8 protein-coding genes and 1 tRNA gene are annotated in these 11,891 nt (G+C 62.8%); 5 read left to right on the top strand and 4 right to left on the bottom strand.

What is annotated here, in order from left to right; all coding sequences use genetic code 11:
- Positions 1-128: 128 nt before the first annotated feature.
- Positions 129-1,145 (bottom strand): sensor histidine kinase, encoded by a 1,017-nt coding sequence (locus K3181_RS13465; RefSeq protein ID WP_221603642.1) that lies wholly within the window; start codon positions 1,143-1,145, stop codon positions 129-131.
- A gap of 136 nt (positions 1,146-1,281) precedes the next feature.
- Complete coding sequence (locus K3181_RS13460) at positions 1,282-2,283, bottom strand: DNA topoisomerase IB (RefSeq protein ID WP_221603641.1); 1,002 nt, start codon at positions 2,281-2,283, stop codon at positions 1,282-1,284.
- Positions 2,284-2,376: 93 nt separating this feature from the next.
- On the opposite strand from K3181_RS13460, the gene yghU reads away from it, so the two are divergent.
- From yghU to K3181_RS13445, 3 genes are all read left to right on the top strand, one after another.
- A complete protein-coding gene (gene yghU, locus K3181_RS13455; RefSeq protein ID WP_221603640.1) occupies positions 2,377-3,228 on the top strand; it encodes a glutathione-dependent disulfide-bond oxidoreductase in 852 nt (283 codons plus the stop codon).
- 74 nt (positions 3,229-3,302) lie between these two features.
- The gene (locus tag K3181_RS13450; RefSeq protein WP_221603639.1) at positions 3,303-4,712 is read left to right on the top strand and encodes an MFS transporter; all 1,410 of its coding nucleotides are present in this window, start codon (positions 3,303-3,305) and stop codon (positions 4,710-4,712) included.
- A gap of 14 nt (positions 4,713-4,726) precedes the next feature.
- A tRNA-Gln gene (locus K3181_RS13445) sits at positions 4,727-4,801 on the top strand.
- 74 nt (positions 4,802-4,875) lie between these two features.
- Here K3181_RS13445 and K3181_RS13440 read toward each other — a convergent pair.
- Complete coding sequence (locus tag K3181_RS13440) at positions 4,876-6,861, bottom strand: putative bifunctional diguanylate cyclase/phosphodiesterase (RefSeq protein WP_221603638.1); 1,986 nt, start codon at positions 6,859-6,861, stop codon at positions 4,876-4,878.
- 170 nt (positions 6,862-7,031) lie between these two features.
- Here K3181_RS13440 and K3181_RS13435 point away from each other — a divergent pair, with 170 nt between their 5' ends.
- Together K3181_RS13435 and K3181_RS13430 are read left to right on the top strand one after the other, a co-directional pair.
- A complete protein-coding gene (locus tag K3181_RS13435) occupies positions 7,032-8,537 on the top strand; it encodes an acetyl-CoA acetyltransferase (protein ID WP_221603637.1) in 1,506 nt (501 codons plus the stop codon).
- A 313-nt stretch (positions 8,538-8,850) separates the two neighbouring features.
- On the top strand, positions 8,851-9,639 hold the full coding sequence (locus K3181_RS13430; protein WP_221603636.1) for an N-acetylmuramidase domain-containing protein: 789 nt from the start codon (positions 8,851-8,853) through the stop codon (positions 9,637-9,639).
- Positions 9,640-9,699: 60 nt separating this feature from the next.
- Here the strand turns inward: K3181_RS13430 and K3181_RS13425 are convergent, their stop codons facing one another.
- On the bottom strand, positions 9,700-11,760 hold the full coding sequence (locus tag K3181_RS13425; protein ID WP_221603635.1) for a putative bifunctional diguanylate cyclase/phosphodiesterase: 2,061 nt from the start codon (positions 11,758-11,760) through the stop codon (positions 9,700-9,702).
- Positions 11,761-11,891: the final 131 nt, after the last annotated feature.

Raw genomic sequence — 11,891 nt, 5'->3', positions numbered from 1 at the left:
AGGCGGCGGGCGCACCATAGCGCGCGCCGAACTCCTCCGCACTGAGCGGGGGATCCTGTGCTTCGCGCCACTGGCGAATCTTGAAGCCGGCCAGATGCATGGCCAGGCAAGTATCCTTTTAGGCTACCCTACGCAACCGCGGCCTGCTCTTCCTTGCGCATTTCGCTACGGAAACCGTTGAGGACGGGGCCGGCGTGGTGCGTGGCCCCAGCCTGCGCGGCAAAGGCCGCCAGCAACTGGCTGCCAAGCCCGCCGTCGGGATCGATGAAGGCATCGTCGCCCACGCCGTCGTCCTCGATGGTGAAGCGCCAGCCATCGTCGCGGACATGGAAGAACACGGCGATGGTCCCCGGACGCCCCTCAGGGAAGGCGTATTTGCACGCATTGGCGACGGCCTCGTTGAGATATAGGCCGATCGCCACGGCTTCCTCGCGGGTCAGCGTGGCAGGGTCGATCTCGCGGAACAGGCGCACTGCGGGAGACAGGCTCGCTCCCTCGATCCGGTCGAGCAGGAATTCGAGATAGGGTTTCATCTCGACATTTGGCTCGTCCGACTGCTCGAGGGCCAGCGCGGAATAGGCATCTGCGAAGGTACGTACGCGGCCCACAGCCTCTTCGAGCGGAGCATGCAGTTCCTGCTGCGGAATGCGGCGCTTCTGCAGTTCGAGCATGCTGGCGACAAGGGCGAAATTGTTCTTGGTACGGTGCTCGAGGTCGGCCAGCAGCGTCAGTCGGCGGTCCGCCCGAGCGCGAATTTCGTCCATCGTCGTATGCGCTGCACGACGAAAGGCCTCGGCAAAGACGAGGACCACCAGCGCACTGACCGCATTGAGCAGCACGCGGGCGGGATCGGTGGGATCGGCGAACAGCAGCGATTGCGAGGGCGGCAGGATGACGAACCACGCCCAGAAGAAGGTCAGCAGGAACGCCACTGCGCCCGCCCGCCAATGGCCATAGAGCGTGGCAAGCAGGATCGTGGGATAGATCAGCGCAAACGGTCCCGAGACAGGCGCCCAGATATCGAACAGCGAGCGCAATCCGATCATCGCGCCCCCGCACATGACACCGAAGATCACTTGCGCTGCGATCTTGCTGCGGCGCGTGAGGAATTCGCGACTGACGTCGAAATTGGCGAGACGCTGCATTGGGGCGACCTTCCAGCGGAAGACTGATGCCAGGCGATCTGCGAATGCAGGGTCGGGCAATCGACGGCTCCGCTCCATCGAACTTACGCCCTTACCCCATTTCGAGCGCGAGCATAACCCTTTGCGGCACTGCCGGTCAGGCGGCGAGCAATTCCTGAGCCTTAGGGCACTCTTGCAGCAGTTCAATCAGCGCACGTTCTTCGCGGGTGAGCCAGCGCGTCGCGCGCGGCATACGCAGGCTTTCGCGCCATTCCTCCTGTCCTTCGAGCAGTTCGAAGACGGCAGGGTGGATGTAGCTCTTGCGCGTCACGGCGGGGGTATTGCCCAGATGCGCAGCAACGCATTCGAGCAGCGCCTTCATCGGCATCGCCCCCTCGCCTTCATTGAGGCAGGTCAGGGCCCTGACGCTGGCGTGCCAAGTGCGAAAGTTCTTGGCGGTGAAGTCCTGCCCCATGGTCTCGCGCAAGTAGTCGTTCACATCGCCCGAGCCGACCGCGTGCAGCTCACCATCCTCATCGATATATTTGAACAGGTTCTGGCCGGGCAGGTCCTGCATCTTGCGGACCATCCGCGCGAGACTGCCGTCGGACAGCGTCACCTCGCGCAATTTGCCGCCCTTGCCCTTGTAGCGCAGGCGGAGCGTCTTGCCGGTCAGCTCGGCATGGCGTTTGCGCAGCGTCGTGGCGCCGAAGCTCTTGTTGGTCTTCGCGTAGCCTTCGTTCCCGACGCGCACCGCACCGAGATCGAGCAACCGGACCACGCTCGCCACCGCGCGTTCACGCGTCAGCTTGTGTCCGCGCAGATCCTCTTCGACGCGCTTGCGTACCAGCGGAAGCAGGCTGCCGAAGGTGATGCAGCTGTCGAATTTTTCCCCTTCGCGCGCGGCGCGGAACTCGGGGTGATAGCGATATTGCTTGCGCCCCTTGGCATCGATTCCGGTGGCGAGAATGTGGCCGTTGGGCGCGGGGCAGAACCAGGCGTCTGTATAGGCGGGCGGCAGCGCGATGGCATTGAGTCGGCGCCTTTCCGCAGGATCGGTGATCAGCCCGCCTTCGGGATCGTAATAGGCCCATCCCCTGCCCGCCCGCTTGCGCGTGATCCCGGGCAGATCGTCGTCGACATAGATGAGCTTCGTCATGGCGAAGGCAAGAACCGTGGGATCGGCGTGACGGTTCCCCACCTTGCGGCGAATGGAGGGGTGGATTAGCCACCCAACCAGAGGAGAACGAGCTTGGCCGACGCAACCTATTCCCCGCCCGAAGTCTGGACCTACGACGCCGAGAACGGCGGACGCTTCGCCAGCATCAATCGCCCAACCGCGGGTGCGCGCGAGCAGAAGGACCTGCCGGTCGGCGAGCACGACTTCCAGCTCTATTCGCTGGCGACGCCCAACGGCGTGAAGGCAACCGTCATGTTCGAGGAACTGCTCGAGGCGGGCCACTCCGGGGCCGAATACGATGCCTGGACGATCAACATCGGCGACGGGAATCAGTTCAGCTCGGGGTTCGTCGATCTCAATCCCAATTCCAAGATCCCAACGCTGCTCGACCGCAGCGGGAAGACCCCGGTTCGCGTGTTCGAAAGCGGCGCCATCCTGATGCATCTCGCCGAAAAGTTCGGCGCCTTCCTCCCCACAGACCACACGCGCGCCGAGGTACTCAGCTGGCTGTTCTGGCAGGTCGGCAGCGCCCCCTTCATCGGCGGCGGTTTTGGCCATTTCTACGCCTATGCACCGGAGAAATACGAATATCCGATCAACCGCTATGCGATGGAAACCAAGCGCCTGTTCGACGTTGCCGACCAGCGTCTCGCCCAGTCCGAATATCTCGGCGGCAAGGACTATACGGTTGCCGACATCGCGACCTTTCCCTGGCTTGCTCCCTTCGTAATCGGAGGCATCTACGGCGAAGCACGTACCTTCCTCTCGATCCACGAATACGAGAATGTCGAACGCTGGGTGAAGCAGATCGCAGAGCGCCCGGCCGTGCGCCGCGGGCGCATCGTCAACAAGGCATGGGGCGAGGAAGACGAGCAATTGCTCGAACGCCATTCGGCTGCCGATTTCGAGGGCAAGAAATACTAGGCCTCTCGCGCGCCAGCGCTTGACTTGCATCTGGGTCTGTCTTCTCATCGCTGACGTGACGAGAGGACACCCGATTGGCTGACGCGCAGCCGCCCGTCTCACGGCTGGAGAAGATCGGCTATGGCGTGGGCGAGCTCGCCTCGTCCTTCTACATCAACTTCTTCAACATCTACCTGCTCTACTTCTTCGTCGAACTCGGCGGAGTCGGCCCTGCGGCGATGGGGCTGATGCTGCTGCTGACCAAGTTCTTCGACGCGGTCACCGATCCGGTGATGGGCGCGATCGGCGACCGGACACGCAGCCGCTGGGGGCGCTATCGCCCGTACCTGCTGTGGGGGGCGGTACCCTTCGGCCTGTTCGGTGCAGCAATCTTCGCCGCCCCTCCCATGTCCCCCGCCGGCATGCTGGTCTGGGCCTATGTCACCTATACGCTGACGATGGTGGCTTTCACTGCAACCAACGTCCCCTACGCGGCGCTCATGGGCGTGATTTCGCCGAGAGCCGACACCCGTGCATCGGTAGCCGCCTATCGCATGATCTTTTCCGCGCTGGCCGTGGTCGCAGTCGCCGTCGTCGCGACCACGCTGGTCCGCGAACTTGGCGCGGGCGACGAACGCTACGGAATCGCCATGACCATGGTCCTGCTCGCGGGTACCAGCACACTCGCCCTGCTCTCTGCTTTCGCTTTCAGCCGCGAGCGCATCCCCCCGGCCGAAACCAACGGCCGTATCCGCGACGATGTGAAGCTGCTCGTGCGAACCCCGGCATGGATCGCCGTCGCCATCGCTGCCGTGCTGACTCCTGTCGCGCTCGCCGCTCGCGCGGGCAGCGCACTGTTCTGGTTCCGCTATGTCGCCGGCGACGATGGGCAGCCGGTCTTCCTGTTCCTCGACCGGATCGGCCTGTTCTACACAGCCTTCGCCCTGGGACAGCTGGGGGGCGTGATCCTGGCCGGGGCCTTGGCACGGCGGTTCGACAAGGGGCACCTCGTTATCTTCGCCGGCGCGCTCAAGGTCTGCGCCATCGGCATCTTCTATATCATGCCGCTCGACGCGATCTGGCCGCAGACCATCGCCCAGGTGTTCGTGGGGGTCGGCCTCGGAATGATCATGCTGCTGGCCTATTCGATGTTCACCGACATCGCCGAATATATCGAATGGACCACCGGGCGCCAGATGACCGGCCTCGCCGTGTCGGGCGCGGTCTTCGCGATCAAGACCGGCATCGCGCTCGGCGCCGCGCTGCCGGGAATGCTGTTCGCTTTGACAGGCTTCGAAGCAGGCATCATCCAGAGCGAGAATGCCAAATTCGGCATCGACCTCGCCTTCGCGATCGTCCCGGCGCTAATGATCGTGCCCGCGGGTGTCGCAATGCTGTTCTATCGACTCGATCGCGCGACCATCGCCGAGCTTGAAAGCGATCTCGCAAAGCGGCGGATGCAAACTGCCCCCACCCCCTTCCCTTCCGCGCGCGACGCGCTATAGGGGCGCGCACCTGCTGGGGTGTAGCCAAGTGGTAAGGCATCGGTTTTTGGTACCGACATTCGCAGGTTCGATCCCTGCCACCCCAGCCAACTCTGCAATTTCTGTCAAATCGGACACGCTGCTGCCTTCTCGGGCGAGGACGCAATCGGACATCGCCGGCCCGTCAATCCTTGGCGAAATGTCCAAAGGGCAGCCTCGTCTGCTTGCTGCCCAAGTCCAACGCAGCCAGCATCTTCGCGCTCGTCGTGGGTTTCCCGAGACAGAAACCTTGCGCGTAATCGCACCCCATGGAGCGCGCCAGCGCGAACTGCTCATAGGTCTCCACGTGCTCCGCGACGCAGCGGGCACCCGCGGCATGACACAGGTCGACCATCCCGAGGAGGATCTGCCGCGACCTCTCGCTGTGGAGCACGTTGTCGATTAGCGAGCCGTCCAGTTTGACCGTATCGAATGACAATTCCCTGAGATATGACACCGAGGCATAACCCGATCCGAAATCGTCCAGCGCGATCGTGAAACCGCTATCCGTGAGCTTCCTCAGCTCGCGCTCGGCCTGGCCGAGATCGGTCAGGAGGACGGTTTCCGTTACCTCGAACTGGATCCGATCAGGGGGCTGCGAATAGGCATCGACGACGCGCTGTATCCGTTCGGCCGCCGCCGGGCGGCTGAGTTGCATCGCGCTGAGATTGAAGGAAAGCGAAAGGGTGGACGGCCAGTCCGCCGCCTCGCTCAGGGCCTTGCCCAGCAGGCATTCGTTCAGCCGGTCGATCACACCGAGCTTCTCGGCGATGCGGATGAACTCGCTGGGACCGACGACACCCAGATCGGGACTGTCCCATCGCGCGAGCGCTTCGGCATATTCGGGCTGGCCCGTCTCCACATTGACGATGGGCTGGAAGACGACATGCATCTGGTCGACCGCGTCACCCGACAGGATGAGCTTTTCGATCCTTGCCCGGCGCTGGTCGGCCTGGAACTGGGGCTGGTCGTAGAGGTGCCAATGCCCGCGTAGCGACTCCTTGGCCTTGTAGAGCGCCGAATCCGCCTGGCGGAAGAATTCGCCGTCGGACCAGGTGAAGGGGCCCGCTTCGGTCAGACCGCAGGAAACCCCGACCGACAATTCCTTGCCGTCCCAATCGACCGGCTCGGCAGCGAGCTCGCAGATCCGGTCGCCGACCTCCTCGATCTCTAGCCCCGACAGGCCATCCTTCCAGAAAATCGAAAACTCGTCCCCCCCCAGGCGCGCGACGAGAGCCTTGTCGGCGAACGCTTCGGTCAGGCGATCGGCAAACTCCTTGAGAATGGCATCCCCCGCGGCGTGACCGAAGGCGTCGTTCGCCGCCTTGAAGCCGTCGAGATCGCAGATCGCCAGCACGCTGCCGCCGCCAGAGGCCGGCCCCCGCACCAAGTGATGACGAATTTCACGGACCAGCCTGCCGCGGTTCGCGAGCCCGGTCAGGACATCTTCGTCGGCCCGTTTGATCGCGTGGGTTTCGGCCGCAACCGCGCGGTTGCGCTCGCGCGCGATGGCGAGCTGCCCGCTCACCAGTTCGGACAGCGCACGGCTGTGGACCTGCAGCAGCCACATGAAGAGGATCAGCACGAGGAACAGGCTGATCCCTATTCCCTGTGCCGACTGGTCGTCGAACAGAAACAGCCGGATGGCGAGGGGCATGCCCAGGATGACCAGCGGAAGCAGCGCTGCACGCGGGAAGCTGCTCAGACCGTAAGCCGCGCCGAGGGCGGCCAACAGACTATAGAGAATGATCGTCAGCGACTGTTCGGGATACTGGGTGATGAGCGATTGCGCCCACAGCGAGAAACCGATGCACAAGAGCGCCGTGAATACTGCCATCTGCACCAGCTCGCGGCGAATTTCGCGGAATTCCCTCGTCGGCTTCTGAAAACCGATCCAGTAAACCATCCGCCACAGGAGAACGAAGGAAAGCACCGTTACGGGCGAAAACCAATCAAGGTGACTCCCGTTCGTGGCTAGATGCATGCCAACCAGATTGACCAGCGACACGCCGTAGAGCAGCGGGATCTGCTTGCGCAGATTCGCGAAGGTTCCAATGATCTGCTCGCGCTGCTCGCGCGAGCTTCTCGCCGGAAAAAGATAGCGCAGGGCCCATTGCATCAAAACGGCCATAACCAATCAGTCTCGCAGCCTGGTTAACGAGCTCTAGCTGACCCCACGCAGGACCGGAAACGAATGAACCGCCAACGCCGTTCCTGTCGGCGGCCGCGCGCAGCTCCGCACCCGAATATGGGTTGCGGCATGAAACTCGCTTGCTAGGCATTGCGCGAGAGGAGAGATGCGTGATCAAACAGGACCCCGAACACGTCCCCGTCATCGTTGGCATCGGCCAGATCAACGATCGGCCCGACGAGCCCGGTGATGGGCTAGACCCGGTCGGGCTGATGGTCGAGGCGCTGCGCCGTGCCGACGCCGATGCGGGTGGCGGTCTGCTGGAGGATTGCGACTCGCTTTCTGTCGTGGCTCAACTCGCCTGGCCGCAGCTCAATCCCGTCGACGGCGCAGTGGCAGAGAGGCTCGGGATCGCCCCCGCACACCGCATGCAGACCGCCATGCCCAATGGGGACAGCCCGATCCTCCTGTTGCACGAGGCTGCCAACCGGATCGGCCGGGGTGAGGCTCGCATTTGCGCCATCACCGGCGGGGAGGCATTGCGCACCGCCGGCCAGCTGGCAGCGCTCAAGACGCGCGACGGTGGTGAAAAGCCCAATGCGCTGCGCGATGCCACGCATCGCGTGCGCAAGGGCTATGCGCAGAGCTATGGCCTCGTGGTGCCGACTGACGTCTACCCGCTCTACGAGAACGCCGGGCGTGCCGCCTATGGACAGACTCTCGCCGAAGGACAGGCCGAGAGCGGTGCCATCTGGTCGCTGATGAGCGAGGTCGCCGCCGAGAGCGACGGTGCGTGGATCCGCAAGCCAGTGAGTGCCGAGGATGTCATCACCCCGTCGGAGAGCAATCGCCCGATCGCCTTTCCTTACACGAAACTCCAGGTCGCCAATTCCTCGGTCAATCAGGGTGCCGGCTTCATCGTCACCTCGCTCACCGAGGCGCGCCGGCGCGGCATTGCCGAAGCCCGCATGGTCTGGGTCGGACACGGGGCAGCGGCGCACGAAAGCGGCAATTTTCTAGCCCGCGATCGCTACGATGCCTCACCCAGCCTTGCTACCTCGATCGAACGAACGTTGAAGCTCAACGGCCTTGCCGCCGAAGATCTGGCGCATGTCGAGCTCTACAGCTGCTTCCCTTGCGTGCCCAAGATGGCGCGCCGCGTACTCGGCTGGCCGCTCGAGAAACCGTCCACCGTCTTCGGTGGCCTCACCTTCGGCGGCGGACCGATCGGGAATTACATGAGTCATGCGGTGGTCGCGATGGTCGAGAAGCTGCGCGGCACGCGCGAGAAGGGCCTGCTTTTCGCCAATGGCGGATATGCCACGCACAACCACACGATCCTGCTATCCGGAGCACCGACCGGCGCCGTTTTTCCGCAGGATTTCGACTATCAGGCTGAAGCCGATGCGCGCCGGGGCGCGGTCCCCAGGCTCGACGAGGACTACACCGGCCCAGCGACGATCGAGAGCTATACGGTGCACTACGGTCGCGACGGATTGCCGCGATCGGGTGTCGTCGTCGCCCGCACGCCCACCGGCGCGCGTACGCTTGCCAGCGTTCCTGCCGAGGACGACGAGACGATCGGCTTCCTTACCGATGGACGGCATGAACCAGTCGGAACGGCGGGAACGGTCGCCCGCGAAGGCGAGGACCTCGCGATCTGGCGCCGTGGCTGAGCCTTGGAACGGCAGCGCCCGTACGACGGTCCCTGCCTGCCGTTCCGCCCGACCTGGCGCGCAGCGGATCAGTCCGCGCCCGATCTTGCCCGTCAATATGCGATAGTTCAGCCATGTGCCGATCCCTCTTGCATCGTCGCGGGTGGCAGCATTTTCCTACACCGGTGTCGAGCGCCATCATGGCGCGACCAGTCGATGGCGTAGGCATCCTATATCCTCGCCCGAAGCGCTGGTAGAACCTTGTCGACATTCGAACTGGGTGTCGGGGGTCGTTTCCATCTCCGCGCGGAGAGGGTTTTTGGGGAGACGAGACATGCCACTGGAATTTGCAGGACCGGCGACACCTCTGGACGACGAAGCGATCGAAGGCGCCGCCAAGAAGATCGGCTGCCAGGTCGCCGCGGTACGCGCGGTGATCGATGTCGAGAGCCGGGGGGGATTCCTGGCCGACAAGCGCCCGAAGATTCTCTTCGAACGGCACTATTTCTCGCGCCTCACCGGCCACAAGCATGACGGCACACACCCGGCGATCTCGAACCCAAAATGGGGAGGTTACAAAGGCAAGGAAGCCGAATACGACCGCCTCGGCCAGGCTATCGCGCTCGATCGCGACGCCGCCCTGCGCTCGGCAAGCTGGGGCGCTTTCCAGATCATGGGCGATAATTACCGTATTTGCGGCTTCGAGGATGTCGAGGATTTCGTCGCTGCGATGGTCTCGGGCGAAGCTGCGCAACTCGATGCCTTCGTGGCCTTCGTGAAGAAGAACCATCTCGACGACGAGCTGATCCGTACCGACTGGGCGGGTTTCGCACGGGGCTATAACGGTCCGGCCTATCGGGCGAACAAGTATGACGAGAAGCTCGAGGCCGCCTATCGTTTCCATTCGGCGGGCGGTCCGCATGTCCTTTCGCCCCGCCCACTGCTGCGCCAGGGCGACCGTGGTGACGCGGTGAAGGATCTGCAGACGCTTCTCGGCTTAACCGTCGATGGCGATTTCGGACCCAAGACCAAACAGGCCGAGGTCAAGTTCCAGAAATCGCAGAAGCTCTATGCCGACGGGATCGTCGGCAAGAATACTTGGGCTGCGCTGGCAGCCGAATGACATCGCTGTGCTGTCGCATTGGACGCACAGAGGGGCGCGCCCGAGCCGCTCAGTCGCGAACTAGCCTTTGCGTGTCACCGAAAAAGGCCGCGAGTGATCGAACTCGTCGATGCCCTGATAATCCGGGCCGCCGAACTGTCGGGTAAGGAGGCTGCGGATGTTTTCCGATTGCGGCTCGCGGTGCCGTTCAAGCAGCTTCAGCGCGCCTTGTTCGTCAACCGGGCCTCCCAAGTAGAACCCCTGCCCGAATTCGGCTCCTAGCTCGAGTGCGGTTTCGTGGTCGGCAAGGCACTCGATGAACTCGGCAACACATTCGAGCTTCATCGAATTGATCATCTGGATGACCCCGAGCAACATCTCACGGCCTTGCTCCTTGCGAGCGCCGCGGATCAGCGAACCGTCGATCTTCACCTTGTCGAAATTGATCTCTCGCAGGTAGACAAGCGAGGCAAACCCGGCCCCGAAATCGTCGAGCGCCATCCTGCATCCCGCCTCACGCAAAATTTCGACGTTGGCGCGGGCCACGTCGAAATTCACCAGCATGGCGGTTTCGGTGATTTCGAACTGCAGGCGATGAGTGGGAAACCGGCTGCGTTCGATGACTTCGACAATATCGCGAGCGGCTTCCTCGCAACAGATGTGAGCCGCGCTGAGGTTGAAGGACAACCGACATGGCGGATCCCACTCCGCGGCAAATGCCAGTGCCTTTTCCAGCAGGGTGAGGGTTATGGCGCTGATCCTGCCAAGCCGTTCTGCCGCAGGAATGAACAGCGAGGGCGAAATGTCGCCATGGGTGGGGTGGTGCCACCTCGCCAAAGCTTCGAAGGACACGAGTTCACCGGTCCTGATGTTGAGAATTGGCTGATAGACGAGCGACATCTCGTCGACGGTGTCTATCCGCATGAGCTCGACTTCGATCGTATGGAGCCATTCGCTCTCGTCGCGGATGACGTCGTCGAACAGCTTGGTAGCTTCGAGGCCTTCGCGTTTCGCGACATAGAGTGCCGCGTCCGCATCCAGTAGCGCGCGTCCGACGTCGGCCGAATCGGACCCGAGAACCTGGGCACCGGCACTGCCGCCAACGGTAACCAATGCGCTCGACAAGCGCATGGGGCGGCGAATTTGCGCGAGTGCTTTATCGCACAGCGCCACCAGCTCGGCGGTACCGTCGGTGTGTGCGATGCCGCTCAGGAAGAGAGCGAATTCGTCACCCCCGAGCCGCCCCACGATCGTCCCCGAAGGCAGCGCTCGCTTGAGACGACGGGCGACGTGCCGCAGCACAACGTCCCCGGCATGATGGCCGTATACATCGTTGATCGGCTTGAACCGGTCGAGGTCGATGATCGCCAGCAGTCCACATTTTCCGCCTGCGAGTTCCGCCTCGACATCGCGGATGAAGGCAAACCGGCTGCGGACGCCGGTGAGACTGTCCGTTTCCGCCTGACGCTGAGCCTGCCTGCGGGCATTGATCAGTTCGAGATGCGTCTTCTCCATTGCGATGAGTGCCTGGTCGGCGTCATACTGAGCCTTGAACAGACGCAACTGTATTCGGTGACTGGCCTCGCTGAGATAAAGGCTTACGGTCGCCAGAAACACCACTGCGATCGACGCGGGCAAATTGTCTCCCACGAAAAGATAGAGGACTGCGATGACCAGTGGCAGCACAAAGCAGAAGAAAATAACGCGCGACGCGAAGATGATCCCGGTCAATGCTGCGCCCTGGATGAGTGCCGTCAGTATTCCCAGAGCCAGTACCGGTCCCCATGCCAAATCGCCGGGAGATCGATCGGCTTCGAAGAAAGCAAGCGACGTGTAGAAGACGGCCTGCGCGATCGACAGCAGGACAACCATGGCACCGGTTACACGGGCCGCAACCGCATTGACGTCTTCTGACCGCCCTTCCGCCGGCGGCGAACTCCAGTGCCGGAAACGAAGCATGACCGCCAAAAGGAAAATGGTCCCGACGACCTTGGTGACAGCATGATCCCAATAGACCCAGGCGAAGCCTGCGAATGGCGCTAACATCGTGAGGTAATAGAGGTGAATGACGTCGCGGACCGCCTTGATCCGTTCGCGACCGAAAGCGACAGCGACCTGGTTCTCGGATTCGAACCCGATCATCCTGTCGATGCACCGCCAAAGATTCACACGTGCCTCCACTTGGCCGTAAATGCCACTCCGAAGCGAAGCTATGGTAAATCGGGCACCGGTAAAATTACTGTTACCACCAGCTCAGGCACGGACAATCTACC

Origin of the sequence: Qipengyuania mesophila (genome assembly GCF_019711655.1) — a bacterium.
GTDB lineage: Bacteria > Pseudomonadota > Alphaproteobacteria > Sphingomonadales > Sphingomonadaceae > Qipengyuania > Qipengyuania mesophila.
This window is presented reverse-complemented; position numbering and strand designations above follow the sequence as displayed.

Bases quoted from the DNA above. Each gene is read 5' to 3' on its own strand.
- K3181_RS13430 (WP_221603636.1), top strand. From the start codon at position 8,851: ATGCCACTGGAATTTGCAGGACCGGCGACACCTCTGGACGACGAAGCG.
- K3181_RS13440 (WP_221603638.1), bottom strand. From the start codon at position 6,861: ATGGCCGTTTTGATGCAATGGGCCCTGCGCTATCTTTTTCCGGCGAGA.
- K3181_RS13425 (WP_221603635.1), bottom strand. From the start codon at position 11,760: ATGATCGGGTTCGAATCCGAGAACCAGGTCGCTGTCGCTTTCGGTCGC.
- K3181_RS13460 (WP_221603641.1), bottom strand. From the start codon at position 2,283: ATGACGAAGCTCATCTATGTCGACGACGATCTGCCCGGGATCACGCGC.
- K3181_RS13465 (WP_221603642.1), bottom strand. From the start codon at position 1,145: ATGCAGCGTCTCGCCAATTTCGACGTCAGTCGCGAATTCCTCACGCGC.